Genomic DNA, 16,428 nt, shown 5'->3' with positions numbered 1-16,428 from the left:
CTCCGCTCCGGTTCTCGCAATCCGACTCAGCCTGACGAATTCCCTATCGGAATTTGCAGCACCTTTACGCCGACAGATCAATCGTTCAGCTGGCGCATTCCGAAGGTCGAGGGCTTCAGGCCGTAGCGGGTGTCGAAGTCGTCGTCCGGCTGCACGCGCGGGGCAGTGGCCGGCTTTTTATAGTCGGGGTCGCCGGCTTGCCGGGTTGAGTCGACCACCTCGGCGAAAGCCATGGCCTGCTGCGGCTTCGGCACGTTGCGCAGCCGCTCGACGATCATGGCCAGATCGACGTCGTTGCCGTCCACGGAGGGCTCGATCTGTTCGCCCTTCGCCGTGCCGGGGATGAACTCTTGCGCCAGCTTCTCGAATTTCAGCCGCATCGTCGTCGCCACGCCTTCGCCGAAGGCGATGGCTTCCCGCTGGCCCATCGAGGACAGGAACGCCAGCGTCGACGCCGAGGAATCGGCGATCGCCGAGCGGATGATGGCCTGGTCCTGCTCATTGGCAAGGCGCATGGCGAAGAAGGTCGAGCATTGCGACAGGATGGTCGGGTCGAGCTCACCCGGGCGCTGGGTGACGACCCCCAGATAGCAGCCGTATTTGCGGCCTTCCTTGGCGATACGCGACAGCGCGTGCCTCGTCGGTGCAAAGCCCAGACGTGGATCCGCCGGCATGTAGCGGTGCGCTTCTTCGCAAAGCAGAAGCAACCGCAGCCGGCCCTCGCTCCACAACGCCAGGTCGAAGGCCAGGCGCGCCAGCACCGAGCAGACCGAGTTGACGACTTCCGAAGGCATGCCCGCCATCTCGAAGCAGGTCACCGGACGGCCATGGTTGGGGACGCGGAAGATATTGCCAATGGTTTCGTGGATCGTGTCCTCGATCAGGCGCGAATTGAACATGAAGCGGTAACGCGGGTCGGCTGCCGCCGATTCGATGCGTGTCTTCAGTGACTTCAGCGTCGGGCGATCGTTCTTGCTCTCCAGCATTCCCATGCGCTCATCGATCTGCTTGATGAGATCGGCGATGCGATAAGGCACCGGCGTGTCCGCCGTCAGCGCGTCGCTGCCGCGCCTGACATAGGTGCCGGAATTCGGGTTGCGGTAGAGGTTCTTGGCGGCCGGGATCAGGTCGCGCAAGACGTCCACTTCCTCCGGCACCGTCTCGCGGCCGCGAAACAGCACTTCGGCGAACTCCTCCAGCCTGAACATCCAGAACGGCAGGTCGAGCGTCTTGGAATCGACCTTGACGCAGTATTCCGGCAGCGAGGAGGCGAACTCGTTATGCGGGTCGAGGATGAGCACGCGCAGATCCGGCCGCGCCTCGATCGACTTGCGCAACAGCAGCGAGACCGCCGTGGATTTGCCGACGCCGGTGGTGCCGACAATGGCGAAATGGCGCGCCAGCGTGTCGTCGATGGCGATGTTGGCAGCGATCGATTCATCCTGCGACAGCGTGCCGATGGTGACCGAATGACGCCCGGCCAGATCGTAGACCGCCTGCAGGTCGCGGCTGCGGATACGATGGGCGATGGCGCCGATATGCGGATAGACCGTGATGCCGCGGTCGAAGACCGGCTTGGCGCCCGGCTCGCCACCATCGCGTACTTCGCCGATCAGCTCGATCCTGACCTCGATCGGGTTCTGGCCCTCGTTGCTCCAGGCGCGGTCCGATTTGCCGATCTCATAGACGAGGCCGACCGTGCGCGTGATGCCCAGATTTATCGAGATCATCCTGCCGACCGTCCACTGGCCGGTGACCGTGCCTTCCGCATCTTCGGCATAGGCGCTGATGGTGGCGCGTGCGCCGTCGCACTGCACGACATTGCCGAGAATGCGCTTGTCGCTTTGCAGAGCGGTGCGGCGCTCCTGCGAGATCGGTTCGCCGATGGAGGCTTCGCGTTCGACAAACATGGCTGTCCTGGTCCCATTCCCCTGGAGCGTCGACCCTACCCGATCGGGGTTAAAGTCAGGTGAGGTCGAATGGTGTAGGCGGTGTTAAGCCGGCTGCGACAATTCGATCGAACAAGGTTCTTCCCCGCTGGCGAAATTCCGATATATTGGACGAATGGGTGATATATCGAATGATATTACCGCCACGATCGGCAGACGGATACACTCCGAAAGAACGGTGAGGGGCTGGTCGCTGGCCGACCTTGCCGAGCGCTCGGGCGTTTCGAAGGCGATGCTGAGCGCCATCGAACGCGGTACGACCAGTCCGACCGCCGCGCTTTTGGTGCGCATCGCGGCAGCCTTCGCCATGACGCTGTCGACGCTGATCGCGCGGGCCGAGATGCACGGCGGCGGCCTTTCTCGCAAGGACGAGCAGCCGGTCTGGCGGGATCCGGCGACCGGCTATGTCAGGCGGCATCTGTCGCCGGCAGCGCAGATGCCGCTCGAGCTGATCAGGGTGAGCCTGCCGGCGGGCGCAAAGGTCAGTCTTCCGGCCGCATCCTACGCCTTCATCAAGCAGCAGATATGGCTGATCGGCGGAAGACTGGATTTCACCGAGGGCGATGTCGTGCACAGGCTCGAACCCGGAGACTGCCTGGCGCTGGGGGCGCCCTCGGACTGCGTCTTTCATGCGCCCGGACCGGATGCGGCGGAGTATCTCGTGGCGCTGGTCAGGGACTGATTGCGATGTCTCGCCGTCCGAAACGCTCGCACAATGGCGGGCCGCCGCTCGACGACTATGACGGCCCGCCCTGGGGCAGGGGCGACGCCTACATTTTCCTTGCCTGGCGCACCGCCCACGCCAAGGCCTGGAAGGCGCCAAGCCAAGCGGTCATGCTGATGCGGCTGGAGCGGGCCAAGCAGCTCGGGCTGACGTATGAGGAATATACGCTCGAGATCCTGGAGCGCGGCCGCCATCTCAGCGAGAGCGACGCCGATCGTATCGCCGAAATCAGGCGGGCGCGACGGCGCCGGCGGATCAGCCATTTCGAATGACCTTTACCTGGAGACCACCAGCATGAACTCCCTTGAAATCCGGGCGTTGAGCGACGACGCGGCGACCATCGCGCTTTTGGCCGATCTTTTGATCGAAACGGTCGCTGCCGGCGGATCGGTGAGCTTCATGCATCCATTGCCGGCGGAAGCAGCGCGAGACTTCTGGCGCAAGTCGCTGGCCGCGGCCGCGCGCGGCGAAAGGGCGGTGCTAGGCGCATGGCATGGCGGGGTGCTTGCCGGCACCGTCACGCTGCTCCTCGACTTCCCGCCAAATCAGCCGCACCGCGCCGAGATCGCCAAGCTGATGACCGGCCGGGAGCATCGCGGCAAAGGTGTCGCGACCCGCCTGATGCGGGCCGCCGAGAAACTCGCCATCGAGAAAGGCCGCACGCTGCTGGTGCTGGACACGGCGAGAGAAGAGGGTGCGGCAGGCCTCTATGAGAAGCTTGGTTTCGCCTTCGCCGGCGAGATCCCGGACTTTGCGCTGAAGCCGCATGGCGGGCTGACCGGCACGCTCATCTACTGGAAGCGAATAGGGGCAGCGGCGGCCGATACGCTACCCTGAAGTCGCGGCGATGCGCGACAGAAGCCAGCGGCGAAGTCCGTTTCGGCGCCGGACATGGTAGAAGCCAGGCAAGCCGGGCTTCTACCTTCATGCGAGGGCGCCACGCATCAGGCCTTGTGGTAGACCTCCTGCAGCCCGTAGACAGGCGTCGGCAAGCCGACCTGCCTGGCTTTGAGCTGCTGTGACAGATATTGCGAATAGTGCCGCGACTGATGCAGGTTGCCGCCGTGGAACCAGAGTGCCTCCTGCTGCGTCGGCTTCCACATGTTGCGCTGCTCGCCTTCCCACGGACCGGGATCCTTGGTGGTGCCGGAGCCGAGACCCCAGACCTTGCCGACCTTGTCCGCCACCTCCTGTGAGATGAGGTCCGCCGCCCATCCGTTCATCGAGCCGTAGCCGGTGGCATAGATCACCAGGTCGGCCGGTAATTCGGTGCCGTCGACGAACTTGACGCCTGTTTCGGTGAGCTCCTGCACTGCCGCGCCGGGGCCGCTCTTGAGCTTGATCGAACCGTCGATGACGAGGTCGCATGCGCCGACGTCGATATAATAGCCGGAGCCACGGCGCAGGTACTTCATGAACAGGCCTGAGCCGTCATCGCCCCAGTCGAGCATGAAGCCGGCCTTTTCCAAATCGTCGTAGAATTTCGCGTCACGCTCCTTCATCTGCTCATAGAGCGGGATCTGGAATTCATGCAGGATGCGGTAGGGGAGCGAAGCGAAGATCATGTCGGCCTTGCGCGTCGTCATGCCGTTCTCCACCGCCTGCTCCGAATAAAGGGCGCCGAGACCGATATCCATCAGCGTGTCGGACTTGACGATGTGGGTGGACGAACGCTGCACCATGGTCACGTCGGCGCCGCCTTCCCACAGCGCCGCGCAAATGTCGTGGGCCGAGTTGTTGGAGCCGATGACGACCACCTTCTTGCCGCGGTATTTGTCCGGACCGGGATGGGTCGAGGAATGCTGCTGCTCGCCCTTGAAGATGTCCTGGCCCTTGTATTTCGGCCAGTTCGCCTTGCCGGACATGCCGGTCGCCAGAACCAATTGCTTCGGCTTAAGCACGATCTCCTTGCCGTCGCGTTCGACGACGATTGTCCATTCCTTGGCTTTGTCGTCGTACTTGGCGGATTTCGCTGATGTGGAGGCCCAATAGTTCAGCTCCATCACCTTGGTGTACATCTCCAGCCAGTCGCCGATCTTGTCCTTCGGCGAGAACACCGGCCAGTTCTTCGGAAAGTCGATATAGGGCAGGTGATCGTACCAGACCGGGTCGTGCAGGCAGAGCGACTTGTAGCGCTTGCGCCAGGAATCGCCCGGACGCTCGTTCTTCTCCACAATGATGGTTGGCACGCCAAGCTGTTTCAACCTGGCGCCGAGCGCAATGCCGCCCTGACCGCCGCCGATGATGACGACGTAGGGTTGCTTGGCGTGACCGAGTTCGGCGATTTCGTCGTCGCGCTCCTCACGCCACGTCTTGCGCCCCTTGCCATGGCCATGCTTGGCGCCGAGCGGACGGGTGAAGCCCGCCTTCTCCTCATGGCCTTTCAGTTCCGCCATCGTGGTCAGCAGGGTCCAGATCAGGTCGCCCTTGAACCGCACAAGGCCAAAGCCGCGCGCCACATTCGTCTCGAAGGTGATCCAGGCGGTGATGATGCCGCCGTCCTCGCTCGCTTCCTCGCCTTTGGCGACCGCCCAGCCGGTGGGTCCGGTGTTGGCCAGCGTCGCCTGCAGCATGTCGCGAATCTGGTCGCGGCCTTCCATCGTCTTCAAATTCCAGGTGAAGGTGACGAGGTCGCGCCAGTAGCAATCGGCCTGGAAGCAGTTGACGGCGGTGTCGATGTCGCCGGCTTCCAGCGCCTTGCCGAACTTGTCGAGCAGCGCCTGTGCCTTGGTGGTGGGTGTCCTTTCGAGCATTTGTTCTCCTCCGCGCTTGGGATCGCTTCTTGTGTGAGCGCCGTGACCGGATGGGCCTCCGGCAACCTTGAAGTATTTCGGCAAAATCCGCCTTGCGTCACGCCCTCCAATAGTTTGGCGCGTTTTCAATGGCTTGCTCGGAACGCCGCGCCAAAGGCGTCATTTTACCCGTTGACAGGCTGCCGTACCCACCTCTAGTGTCCGCGACCATGAAAACGGCACTCATTCTCGTAGGCTGGCGCGTGGGCAAGGCGGTGTAACCGCCGGGCGAAAACCTCCCATGCGCATCCCACAGGCTCCCTCGGGGGCCTTTTTTATTGCCCGAAATCCAACTAAACGACCAGCAAATCGCCAGACGGCGGACAATACGGGACCAGACCGATGAGCAACGGACAGAACGAGCGACGCGAAATGACGGGCGCCGAAATGGTGGTGCAGGCGCTGAAGGACAACGGCGTCAAGCACGTCTTCGGCTATCCGGGTGGCGCGGTCCTTCCAATCTACGACGAGATTTTCCAGCAGGACGAGGTCGAGCACATTCTGGTCCGGCACGAGCAAGGCGCCGGACACGCGGCCGAAGGCTATGCGCGCTCGACCGGCAAGGCGGGAGTTCTCTTGGTCACCTCCGGCCCCGGCGCCACCAATGCGGTGACGCCGCTGCAGGACGCGCTGATGGATTCCATTCCGCTGGTGTGTCTCACCGGCCAGGTGCCGACCTCGCTGATCGGCTCCGATGCATTCCAGGAATGCGACACGGTCGGCATCACGCGGCCCTGCACCAAGCACAATTGGCTGGTGAAGGACGTCAACGAACTCGCCGCCACCATTCATGAGGCCTTCCACGTCGCCACCACCGGCCGGCCCGGTCCGGTCGTGGTCGATATTCCGAAGGACGTGCAGTTCGCCAAAGGCATGTACGTGCCGCCGCAGACGGCGCCGCGCACCAGCTATCAGCCGAAGGTCCAGGGCGATCTGGAAAAGGTGAAGGCGGCGGTCGAGCTGATGGCCGGCGCGAGGAAGCCGATCATCTATAGCGGCGGCGGCGTCATCAATTCCGGCCCGGAAGCCAGCCATCTGCTGCGCGAACTGGTCGATCTGACGGGCTTTCCGATCACTTCGACGCTGATGGGGCTCGGCGCCTATCCGGCATCCGGCAAGAACTGGATCGGCATGCTCGGCATGCACGGCACCTATGAAGCCAACATGGCCATGCATGATTGCGACGTGATGGTCTGCATCGGCGCGCGCTTCGACGACCGTATCACCGGCCGGCTGAACGCGTTCTCGCCGAATTCGAAGAAGATCCACATCGACATCGATCCGTCCTCGATCAACAAGAACGTCCACACCGACGTGCCGATCATCGGCGATGTCGGCCGCGTGTTGGAGGATCTGGTGCGGCTGTGGCGGGCGACCGCCAAGACCGACAAGAAGGCGCTCTATCCGTGGTGGGAACAGATCGCGAAATGGCGTGCGCGGGACTCGCTCGCCTACAAGATGAACAACGACGTCATCATGCCGCAATATGCGATCCAGCGGCTCTACGCGCTGACCAAGGACATGGACACCTACATCACCACCGAGGTCGGCCAGCACCAGATGTGGGCTGCGCAGCATTATCATTTCGACAAGCCGAACCGTTGGATGACCTCGGGCGGATTGGGCACCATGGGCTACGGCCTACCGGCCGCGCTCGGCGTGCAGATCGCGCATCCCGATGCGCTGGTCATCGACATCGCCGGCGACGCCTCGGTGCAGATGACGATGCAGGAGATGAGCTCGGCGGTTCAGTACGAGGCGCCGATCAAGATCTTCATCTTGAACAACCAGTATATGGGCATGGTGCGCCAGTGGCAGCAGCTGCTGCACGGCAACCGGCTGTCGCACTCCTACACCGAGGCGATGCCGGACTTCGTCAAGCTGGCGGAGGCCTATGGCGGTCACGGCATCCGCTGCGACAAGCCGGACGAGCTCGATGACGCGATCAAGGAGATGATCTCGGTCAAGAAGCCGGTGCTGTTCGACTGCCGCGTGGCGACTTTGGCCAACTGTTTCCCGATGATCCCGTCCGGCAAGGCGCATAACGAAATGCTGTTGCCCGACGAGGCCACCGACGAGGCGGTCGCCAACGCCATCGACGCCAAGGGCAGGGAACTGGTGTAGTCGGCCGCCGGGGCAGGGCTGTCGCGAGAAGCCGTGCGCAAACAGAGAATTAGCTCAAAAGTCTGAAATCGAGATTCACCTCATGAACGCACAGCACCTTCAACCGACCGGTTCCGCCTACTTCATCGCCAAGGAAACCGAGAAGCCGGAAACGCACACGCTTTCCGTGCTGGTCGACAACGAGCCGGGCGTGCTTGCCCGCGTCATCGGCCTGTTCTCGGGCCGCGGCTACAACATCGAAAGCCTCACCGTTTCCGAGACCGAGCATGAGAAGCATCTGTCGCGCATCACCATTGTGACGCGCGGCACGCCGCATGTGATGGAGCAGATCAAGCACCAGCTCGAACGCATCGTGCCGGTGCACCGGGTGGTCGACCTGACCGTGCGCTCGCATGAGCTCGGGCAGGAGCGGCCGCTGGAACGCGAGCTCGCGCTGGTCAAGGTCGCCGGCACGGGCGATGCCCGGGTCGAGGCGCTTCGGCTTGCGGATGCTTTCCGCGCCTCGGTCATCGACGCCAACACCGAGCATTTCATCTTCGAGATCACCGGCAAGGGCTCCAAGCTCGACCAGTTCATCGCCATCATGAAGCCGCTTGGCCTGGTCGAGATCTGCCGCACCGGCGTGGCCGCGATGAACCGCGGTCCGCAGGGCATGTGATCAGGAGCGCCAGCCCGTTTTCTGCTTTTGGACCGGCGGTTGCCCGCTTCTGGGTTTTGCAGCTTCGCTAAAAGGACAGTAAGGCTGACATATCTGGGAGGATATCATGTCGGTTGACGCATTCCTTGCCCTTTTGGTCTACGCCTTGGTGACATCGATCACACCCGGGCCGAACAATTTGATGCTGCTGGCGTCCGGCGTGAATTTCGGAATCGTCAGGACGATCCCGCATATGCTCGGCATCAGCATCGGCTTTTTCGTCCTGCTGCTGGCCGTGGGCCTCGGCCTCGGCGCGGCGCTGGTGGCGGTACCCGCGCTGCATACAGGCTTGAAGATCGCGGGTGCGGCCTATCTGCTCTACCTCGCCTGGAAGATCGCGATGTCGCGCTCGCTGAGCGGCAAGGGCGAGGCGGAAGCGACGCCCATGCGCTTCGTCGATGCGGCCGCCTTCCAGTGGGTCAATCCCAAGGCATGGGTCATGGCGATCACCGCCATGGCGGTCTACACCAACCCCGACCACCCGTTCATCTCGGTGATGCTGATCTCCGCGGCCTTCGCCATCGTCAACCTGCCCAGCGTGTCCGTATGGGCGGGCTTCGGCACGGCGCTGCGCGGTTTCCTGTCGGATCCGATGCGGCTGAAATGGTTCAATATCACCATGGGCGTGCTGCTCGCGGCGACGCTGTGGCCGATGCTACGCTGAGCCGATTTTCGGACCGACGCGCGGTCCGGTCGCGGCACGTTGGCCGGCTGCCCAGCTATTGTGCAGTGCACATTAAATCTTCGTAATGCCGCGTTTTGGCCCTTTTCCGCCAAACCCTTGTCCTATCTACTCCACGAAAATCGCGGCACGAGGCCGTGGATCGAGCTAGAATGGACCACCGAAATCGGCGTGTCGGGTAGAGGGCGTATTGTCGATGCGCGGGAAAATCGCCTTTGCAATTGTCGCGATCGCCTGTCTGGCGGGCGCCGGGCTCTACCTTTCGCCCGCCGCGCTGGGCAGGGTCCAGCAGCTGATTTCGGGCCAGCGGGCCGACACAGCCGCCTCGGACAAGACGGCAGGCGGCGACAACACGGCCAAAGCCTCGGACAATGCGAAGGGTAGCGGCCCGCGTTCCGCCTCGATCGTTTCCGCGACCGCCACGATCGCGGATTTCCCGATCCGCCGTTATGCCATCGGTTTCGTCTCCTCGCCGGCGGTGGTGAGCATCAATGCCCGGGTTTCCAGCCAGATCATGTCGATCGCGGTCAAGGACGGGCAGATGGTCAAGGCCGGCGATCTCCTGTTCTCGCTCGACGACCGTGCGCTGAAGGCGCAACTGGCCAAGGACCAGGCGACGCTCGCCAAGGACCAGGCGCTGCTGGTGAGCGCCCAGGCCGACCTGCAGCGCGCCAAGGACCTCGTTGCCAAGCAGGCCGGCACGCAGCAGACCTACGACCAGGCGTTGGCGGCGCAAAAGGCCGCGGCCGCGACCATCGATGCCGACAAGGCGACCATCGACGCCGACACCGTGCAATTGAGCTATGCGACCATCTTGGCGCCGATCTCGGGCCGGCTGGGCGCCGTCAACGTCTCGGTCGGCGATCTCGTCACCACCAGCAACGGCAACTCGAGCAGCACTACGCCGCTGGTGACCATCACGCAGATGGATCCGCTGCAGGTGAATTTCACACTGCCTGAAAGCAACCTTGCCTTGTTGCACAAGGCGCTCGCCGATCCGCAGCAAGGCGGCGTGACGCTGACCAAGGACGGCGATCCGACGCCCATCGGCAAGGGCGCGCTCGATTTCGTCGACTCCAGCGTCGATACGGCCTCCGGCACCATCGCCACTCGGGCGAGCATACCGAATCCGGATCTTTCGCTGTGGCCCGGCCAGTATGTGAACGTGGTGCTGGACGCCGGCACCATGCCGCAGATGACTTCGGTTCCGACGGTCGCGGTGCAGCCCAGCCAGAAAGGCCCCTTCGTCTATGTCGTCAAGGCGGACAACACGGTCGAGATGCGCCCCGTGCAGGTGGCGCTGACCGAGGGCGAAAACAGCGCCATCAGTGGCGGTCTGAAGAGCGGCGAGAAGGTCGTTGTCGAAGGCCAGACAAGATTGAAGAACGGCGCGGCGGTGCATGAAGGCAAGGCCGCAGCCGGAACCGGTGATCAGGCACCACCCAAGGTCGCGGAGGCTGACAAGGCCGGCGGGGCGAGCCGATGATCTCCGAATTCTGCATCCGCAAGCCCGTCGCCACCCTGCTGATGTCGTTCGCCCTCGTGCTGGGCGGAATCTTCGCCTACAAGTTCCTGCCGGTGGCGGCGTTGCCCAGCGCCGAGTTCCCGGTGGTCAACGTCTCCGCGTCGCTGCCGGGCGCCTCGCCGGAGACCATGGCGACCTCGGTGGCCACGCCGCTGATCAAGCAGTTCGCGACGATCGCCGGCATCGATTCGATCTCGACCACCAACTCGCTTGGCCAGACCTCGATCGCCATCCAGTTCGTGCTCAACCGCGACATCGACGCGGCAGCCGCCGATGTCCAGGCGGCGATCGCGCGCACGCAGAAATCGCTGCCGCCGCAGATGACGTCGCCGCCCAGCTACCGCAAGGTCAATCCTGCAGACGCGCCGATCCTCTTGATGTCGCTGGTCAGCGATACGGTTCCGCTGACCGATCTCGACGCCTTTGCCGAGAACGTGATCTCGCCGTCGCTCTCGACGATCGACGGCGTCGCGCAGGTCTCTATCTTCGGCCAGCAGAAATATGCCGTGCGCATCCAGATCGACCCGACCGCGCTTGCCGCGCGCGGCATCTCGATCGATCAGCTGCAGGCGGCGGTCGCCTCCGCCAACAGCAACACGCCGCTCGGCGTGCTGCAGAACGACAAGCAGCAACTGACGATCACCGCCAACACGCAGCTTAGCGACGCAGCCGGTTTCTCCAACCTCATCATCGCCACCAAGAACGGGCACCCGGTGCGGCTGGGGGAGGTGACGCGCGTCGTCGATTCCGTGCAGACCACGACCACTGCGAGTTGGTATGATGGTACCCGCGCGATCATCATGGCCGTGCAGCGCCAGCCCGACGCCAACACCGTCGACGTCGTCGACAAGGTCAAGGCGATGCTGCCGTCCTTCCACGACCAGATGCCGGCGGCGGCCAGCATCAAGCTGCTCAACGACCGCTCGACTTCGATCCGCCAGGCGGTCGATGACGTTCAGTTCACGCTGCTTTTGACCATCGCGCTGGTGGTGATGGTGATCTTCGTGTTCCTGCGCCGGGTCACGGCGACGATCATTCCGGCGGTGGCGGTGCCGATCTCGCTGATCGCCACGCTCGGCGCGATGTTCCTGTTCGGCTTTTCCATCGACAACATCTCGCTGATGGGATTGACGCTCGCGGTCGGCCTCGTCGTCGACGACGCCATTGTCATGCTCGAAAACATCTTCCGCCACATGGAGGAGGATGGGCTTTCGGCTTTCGACGCCTCGCTGAAGGGCGCGCGCGAGATCGGCTTCACCATCATCTCGATCTCGATCTCGCTGGTGGCGGTGTTCATCCCGGTGCTTTTGATGGGCGGCGTCATCGGGCGCATCTTCAACGAATTCGCGGTCGTGGTGACCGTCGCCATCCTGGCCTCCATGTTCGTGTCACTGACGCTGACGCCGATGCTTTGCTCGCGGCTGCTGTCAGTGACCAAGGCGGATCGCGAAGCGCATGGCGCGGGCCACAGGCATGACATCGTCACCCGTGCCTATGACTGGCTGCTGAGCTTCTGCCTGCGCCATACCTTCCTGATCTTCCTGATCTTCGTCGTGACCGCCGCCGCGTCGGTCTGGGTGATCCAGGTCTCGCCGAAGGGCTTCTTCCCGCAGGAAGATATCGGCCAGATATCGGTGACGACGATCGCGCGCCAGGACATCTCGTTCGACGCCATGGCAAGGCTGCAAGGGCAGGTGGCCAGCGTGTTCTCCAAGTCGCCCTATGTCGACCATGTGGCCTGGTCGGCGGGCAGCGGCAACAACGCGCTCAACCAGGGACAGCTCTTCGTCCAGCTCAAGGCGAAGGATCAGCGACCCAACATCGAGAAGGTGCTTTCGGATCTGAGACGCCAACTGGCCGGCGTGGCGGGCATCGAGACCTATATGCAGCCGGTGCAGAACCTACGGCTCGGCTCGCGGTCGTCGGCCAGCGCCTATCAGCTCGTGGTTCAGGGTCTCGATACCGGCCAGACCGATATCTGGGCGCAGAAGCTCAATGACGCGATGGCGGCGGACCATACGACCTTCACCGACGTCACCAGCGACCTGCAGAACAATGCCTTGCAGGCCTCGCTGGTGGTCGACCGCGACAAGGCCGCCCAGCTCGGCATCGACACCGATACGCTGCGCTCCGCCCTCTATGGCGGCTTCGGCACCGACCAGGTGTCGACGATCTTCGGTTCGGCCGACAGCTACGAAGTCATTACCGAGCTGGACCCCAATATCGAGTGGTCGCCCGAGCGGATGCTGGCCATCCAGGTGAGGACGGCCAGCGGCAGCCTGGTGCCGCTCGGCGCCTTCGCCCGTGTCGATCGCACGGCCGGTGCCTTGACGGTCAACCAGCTTGGACAATTGCCCGCGGTGACGATCTCCTACAATCTGCCGCAGGGCGTATCGCTCGGCGACACGGTGACCCGCATCGACCAGCTCAAGGAGCAGATCGGCATGCCGGCGGCGATCTCGACCAGCTTCGCCGGCACCGCCAAGACCTTCCAGGATTCACTGGCCAACCAGGGCCTGCTGATCGGCGGCGCCATCCTGACGATCTATATCGTTCTCGGCATGCTTTATGAGAGCTTCATCCATCCGCTCACCATCCTCACGGGCCTGCCTTCGGCGGTGCTAGGCGCGGTGGTGGCGCTGCGCTTCGCCGGCATGGATCTCTCGGTGATCGCGGTGATCGGCATCTTGATGCTGATCGGCATCGTCAAGAAGAACGGCATCATGATGGTCGACGTCGCGCTGGAGCTCAGGCGACAGGGCATGTCGGCGAAGGACTCCATCCACAAGGCCTGCCTGATGCGTTTCAGGCCGATCATGATGACGACGCTGGCGGCGCTGATGGGCACATTCCCGATCGCTCTCGGCACCGGCGCCAGCGCCGAATTGCGCCAGCCGCTCGGCGTTGCCGTGGTCGGCGGCCTGCTCGCCTCGCAGGCGCTGACGCTGTTCGTCACGCCCGTGATCTACGTCTACTTCGAAAACCTCTCCGGCTGGCTGCTCGGCTTCTCGTCGAGGAAGAGCCGTCCGGTGCTGCATGCGGTCGAACCTGTCGAACAGCCCTCGCTGTTCGGCTCCGAGGAAGAAGCCGAACCGAAAAAGGTGGCAGCCGAATAAAGCATGATCCCGAAAAGTTGCAGGCTTTCGGAGAGATCATGCTTCAAAAAACAAAAGCGGCGGCGTCTGGCCCAAGGGGCAGCGCTTGCGAGGGCGGGCCGGCGATCGTAACCTTACGCCATGTCCCATGATCACGATCACGACAACGAGCTCGATCCGTTCGCGGCGCGCGTGCGCGCGCTGGAGACGATCCTGACGCAAAAGGGCCTGATCGACCCGGCGGCCATCGACGTCATCGTCGACACCTACGAGACCAAGATCGGCCCGCGCAACGGCGCCAAGGTGGTGGCCAAGGCCTGGAACGATCCGACTTACGCCGACTGGCTGCAGCGCGACGCGACGGCGGCGATCGGGTCGCTTTCCTATACCGGCCGGCAAGGCGAACATATGCAGGCCGTGTTCAACACCGAAGAGACGCATAACCTCGTCGTCTGCACGCTGTGCTCCTGCTATCCGTGGTCGGTGCTCGGCCTGCCGCCGGTCTGGTACAAGGCGCCGCCTTACCGCTCGCGTGCGGTGATCGATCCGCGCGGCGTGCTGGAGGAGTTCGGACTGACGCTGCCGAGGACCAAGAAGATCCGTGTCTGGGATTCGACCGCCGAGCTTCGCTATCTGGTGGTGCCGATGCGGCCGAAGGGCACCGAGGGCTGGAGCGAGGAGCAACTCGCAGCACTGGTGAGCCGCGATGCGATGATCGGCACGGCGCTCGCCAAGGAGCCGGCAGAAGGGGCGCCGGCATGAACGGGCCGCAGGATCTCGGTGGACAGATGGGCTTCGGGCCGGTCGCGCCCGAGAAAGACGAGCCTTATTTCCACGCGGCATGGGAAAGGCGAGCGCTGGGCGTCACGCTCACCGCCGGGTCCATGGGCGCCTGGAACATCGACGAGAGCCGGCATGCGCGGGAATCGCTGCATCCCGCCCACTATTATTCATCGAGCTACTATCAGATCTGGATCAAGGCGCTGGAGGTGCTGCTGAAGCGCCATGGGTTCGTGACGGAGCGCGACCTCGCCGCCGGCAAGGCGATCGATCCCGCCGCGGCGCCGAAAAAGGTGCTGAAGGCGGCGGATGTGCCGGCCGTGCTCGCCAAGGGCGGGCCGTGCGACCGTCCCGTCGCCACGCCGGCGCGTTTCCAAACGGGCGATCGCGTGCGGACGAAGAACTTCAACCCCACCGGCCATACGCGCCTGCCGCGCTATGCGCGCGGCAGGCGCGGGACGATCGAGGCCGTGCGCGACGGCTTCGTCTTTCCCGACAGCAACGCGCATGGCAAGGGCGAGAACCCGCAATGGGTCTACACGGTGGTGTTCGACGCGGCGGAGATCTGGGGCGAGGGCGCCGATCCGACGCTCAGCGTCTCGATCGATGCCTGGGAGAGCTATCTTGAGCCGGCATGAGGCCAAGTTGCCGGCGGGTTTCGACGAGCCGGTCTTCGCCGAGCCGTGGCAGGCCGAAGCTTTCGCTCTGACGGTTGCGCTGCATGGCAAGGGGCTGTTCTCGTGGAACGAATGGGCGGAGGCCTTGTCCGCCGAGGTGAAGCAGCCTGGCGCCGCAAGCGACGGGCACGACTATTACGAACACTGGCTGGCGGCGCTGGAGAAGCTTTTGTCGCGCAAGGGGTTTGCCGGCAAGGGCGAGGTGGACGAGCTCGCCGCCGCATGGGAACGCGCCGCGCATGCCACGCCACATGGCAAGCCGATCTTGTTGGAGAACGATCCAACGTTCCGAAAGTAAGTTGGGTCCTGCGGGACAAAACAGGTCAGTTTAGCCTTCTTTTATCTTCGTTCGGATTTCGCTGTGGCACTCCGGTTGTAAATATTGGCGCTTTCAGCGACCTTATCGTTGAGATGAAGAAGTCCGCTGCGCCATGGCCTTTGCTGCAAATCGCGATCGAGCCGAAGAAGAAGGCCGATGAGGAGAAGCTGGGTGTCGCCCTGTTGGGCCTGGCGGACGAAGATTCGGACTTCCGTGTCAATTGGGATGAAGAGTCCGGCCAGACGATCGTCGCGGGCAGGGACGAGCGTCACTTGGACATCATCGTCTACCGCCTGCTGCACGAATTGGATCTCGCCGTGAATATCGGCGCACCGCAGGTGGCCTATCGCGAGACGATCACCCACGCGCGCGAACAGGATTACAGCCACAAGAGGGCGTTCGCCGGCCAGGGACAATTTGCACGCGTCAAGATTTTGTTCGAGCCAAACGGACACGACCCGGACTTCGTGTTTGCATCCAGGATTATCGGCGGTGCCGTTCCTGATGAATATGTTGGCAGAGTCGAAAGGGGGCTGCGCACCGTGCTGCGCTCGGGTCCCTTCGCTGGCTTTCCGATGATCGGGATGAAGGCGACTTTAGTTGACGGTGCCTTTTATGAAACCGACTCTACAGCCTTGGCCTTCGAGGTCGCCGGCCGCGCATGTTTCAAGGAAGCCGCGCCCAAGCTTGGTGTGCAACTGCTCGAGCCGATCATGGAGGTCGAGGTGCTGACGCCGGAATACTATGTCCGCGATATGGTCACCGAGTTGAAGGGCCGTCGCGGCAAGATCCAGGACCAAGAAAGCCAAGGGATGGTCAACATCAACGCGTTGGTGCCGCTAGCCACCATGTTCAAGCTGGAGGATATGCTGCGGTCGCGTTCGAAGGGGCAAGCGCGGCTGAGCGTCAGCTATGCCGGATATGCTCCTGTTCCGATGCCGCCCGACGATCCCGGACCCTCGGCTGCCATGGCCATCGCCTGACCGTTTGGGCGACGGGCAGTATGTTCTCTTTACGTTCTTGTCTTTGCCTGATAGCTTGATGCCGTCGTAGGCGTCGCGTTC

General features: G+C 63.4%; 14 protein-coding genes. 12 read left to right on the top strand and 2 right to left on the bottom strand.

Annotated features, from left to right (window positions below; all coding sequences use genetic code 11):
- Positions 1–77 precede the first annotated feature (77 nt).
- On the bottom strand, positions 78–1,910 hold the full coding sequence (locus tag F3H96_RS07285) for an ATP-binding protein (protein ID WP_149791271.1): 1,833 nt from the start codon (positions 1,908–1,910) through the stop codon (positions 78–80).
- A gap of 154 nt (positions 1,911–2,064) precedes the next feature.
- On the opposite strand from F3H96_RS07285, the gene F3H96_RS07280 reads away from it, so the two are divergent.
- From F3H96_RS07280 to F3H96_RS07270, 3 genes are read left to right on the top strand one after another with little or no spacing between them, the layout of a single operon-like run.
- Positions 2,065–2,631, top strand: coding sequence for an XRE family transcriptional regulator (locus F3H96_RS07280; RefSeq protein ID WP_149791270.1), 567 nt, complete (start codon positions 2,065–2,067; stop codon positions 2,629–2,631).
- Positions 2,632–2,636: 5 nt separating this feature from the next.
- Complete coding sequence (locus tag F3H96_RS07275; RefSeq protein WP_149791269.1) at positions 2,637–2,945, top strand: hypothetical protein; 309 nt, start codon at positions 2,637–2,639, stop codon at positions 2,943–2,945.
- A gap of 22 nt (positions 2,946–2,967) precedes the next feature.
- Positions 2,968–3,510, top strand: coding sequence for a GNAT family N-acetyltransferase (locus tag F3H96_RS07270; protein ID WP_149791268.1), 543 nt, complete (start codon positions 2,968–2,970; stop codon positions 3,508–3,510).
- A 107-nt stretch (positions 3,511–3,617) separates the two neighbouring features.
- Here F3H96_RS07270 and F3H96_RS07265 read toward each other — a convergent pair whose 3' ends face one another.
- On the bottom strand, positions 3,618–5,426 hold the full coding sequence (locus F3H96_RS07265; RefSeq protein WP_149791267.1) for an NAD(P)/FAD-dependent oxidoreductase: 1,809 nt from the start codon (positions 5,424–5,426) through the stop codon (positions 3,618–3,620).
- 381 nt (positions 5,427–5,807) lie between these two features.
- Here F3H96_RS07265 and F3H96_RS07260 point away from each other — a divergent pair, with 381 nt between their 5' ends.
- The 9 genes from F3H96_RS07260 (at position 5,808) to F3H96_RS07220 (ending at position 16,347) form a co-directional block, all read left to right on the top strand.
- Entirely contained in the window at positions 5,808–7,589 is a 1,782-nt protein-coding gene (locus tag F3H96_RS07260; RefSeq protein ID WP_149791266.1) for an acetolactate synthase 3 large subunit, read from the top strand.
- A gap of 82 nt (positions 7,590–7,671) precedes the next feature.
- Entirely contained in the window at positions 7,672–8,247 is a 576-nt protein-coding gene (ilvN, locus tag F3H96_RS07255; RefSeq protein WP_027169049.1) for an acetolactate synthase small subunit, read from the top strand.
- 106 nt (positions 8,248–8,353) lie between these two features.
- On the top strand, positions 8,354–8,950 hold the full coding sequence (locus tag F3H96_RS07250) for a LysE family translocator (RefSeq protein WP_149791265.1): 597 nt from the start codon (positions 8,354–8,356) through the stop codon (positions 8,948–8,950).
- Between the two features lie 214 nt (positions 8,951–9,164).
- Positions 9,165–10,454: an efflux RND transporter periplasmic adaptor subunit gene (locus F3H96_RS07245; protein WP_149791264.1), complete on the top strand. Its 1,290-nt coding sequence runs from the start codon at positions 9,165–9,167 to the stop codon at positions 10,452–10,454.
- Entirely contained in the window at positions 10,451–13,609 is a 3,159-nt protein-coding gene (locus F3H96_RS07240) for an efflux RND transporter permease subunit (RefSeq protein ID WP_149791263.1), read from the top strand. The genes F3H96_RS07245 and F3H96_RS07240 overlap by 4 nt, the downstream gene beginning before the upstream one ends.
- A gap of 120 nt (positions 13,610–13,729) precedes the next feature.
- A complete protein-coding gene (gene nthA / locus F3H96_RS07235; RefSeq protein WP_149791262.1) occupies positions 13,730–14,350 on the top strand; it encodes a nitrile hydratase subunit alpha in 621 nt (206 codons plus the stop codon).
- Positions 14,347–15,006, top strand: a complete 660-nt coding sequence (nthB, locus tag F3H96_RS07230; RefSeq protein WP_149791261.1) for a nitrile hydratase subunit beta — start codon at positions 14,347–14,349, stop codon at positions 15,004–15,006. The genes nthA and nthB overlap by 4 nt, the downstream gene beginning before the upstream one ends.
- Positions 14,993–15,343: a nitrile hydratase accessory protein gene (locus F3H96_RS07225; protein WP_149791260.1), complete on the top strand. Its 351-nt coding sequence runs from the start codon at positions 14,993–14,995 to the stop codon at positions 15,341–15,343. Before nthB ends, F3H96_RS07225 begins: the two co-directional genes overlap by 14 nt.
- A gap of 113 nt (positions 15,344–15,456) precedes the next feature.
- A complete protein-coding gene (locus F3H96_RS07220) occupies positions 15,457–16,347 on the top strand; it encodes a hypothetical protein (RefSeq protein ID WP_244619942.1) in 891 nt (296 codons plus the stop codon).
- Positions 16,348–16,428: the final 81 nt, after the last annotated feature.

The sequence above is a fragment of the Mesorhizobium sp. NFR06 genome (assembly GCF_900115245.1).
Lineage (GTDB): Bacteria > Pseudomonadota > Alphaproteobacteria > Rhizobiales > Rhizobiaceae > Mesorhizobium.
This window is presented reverse-complemented; position numbering and strand designations above follow the sequence as displayed.

Coding starts and splice junctions, on each gene's coding strand:
- F3H96_RS07270 (WP_149791268.1), top strand. CDS start 2,968: ATGAACTCCCTTGAAATCCGGGCGTTGAGCGACGACGCGGCGACCATC.
- F3H96_RS07265 (WP_149791267.1), bottom strand. CDS start 5,426: ATGCTCGAAAGGACACCCACCACCAAGGCACAGGCGCTGCTCGACAAG.
- F3H96_RS07275 (WP_149791269.1), top strand. CDS start 2,637: ATGTCTCGCCGTCCGAAACGCTCGCACAATGGCGGGCCGCCGCTCGAC.
- F3H96_RS07280 (WP_149791270.1), top strand. CDS start 2,065: ATGGGTGATATATCGAATGATATTACCGCCACGATCGGCAGACGGATA.
- F3H96_RS07240 (WP_149791263.1), top strand. CDS start 10,451: ATGATCTCCGAATTCTGCATCCGCAAGCCCGTCGCCACCCTGCTGATG.
- nthB (WP_149791261.1), top strand. CDS start 14,347: ATGAACGGGCCGCAGGATCTCGGTGGACAGATGGGCTTCGGGCCGGTC.
- nthA (WP_149791262.1), top strand. CDS start 13,730: ATGTCCCATGATCACGATCACGACAACGAGCTCGATCCGTTCGCGGCG.
- F3H96_RS07285 (WP_149791271.1), bottom strand. CDS start 1,910: ATGTTTGTCGAACGCGAAGCCTCCATCGGCGAACCGATCTCGCAGGAG.
- F3H96_RS07250 (WP_149791265.1), top strand. CDS start 8,354: ATGTCGGTTGACGCATTCCTTGCCCTTTTGGTCTACGCCTTGGTGACA.
- ilvN (WP_027169049.1), top strand. CDS start 7,672: ATGAACGCACAGCACCTTCAACCGACCGGTTCCGCCTACTTCATCGCC.
- F3H96_RS07260 (WP_149791266.1), top strand. CDS start 5,808: ATGAGCAACGGACAGAACGAGCGACGCGAAATGACGGGCGCCGAAATG.
- F3H96_RS07245 (WP_149791264.1), top strand. CDS start 9,165: ATGCGCGGGAAAATCGCCTTTGCAATTGTCGCGATCGCCTGTCTGGCG.
- F3H96_RS07220 (WP_244619942.1), top strand. CDS start 15,457: ATGAAGAAGTCCGCTGCGCCATGGCCTTTGCTGCAAATCGCGATCGAG.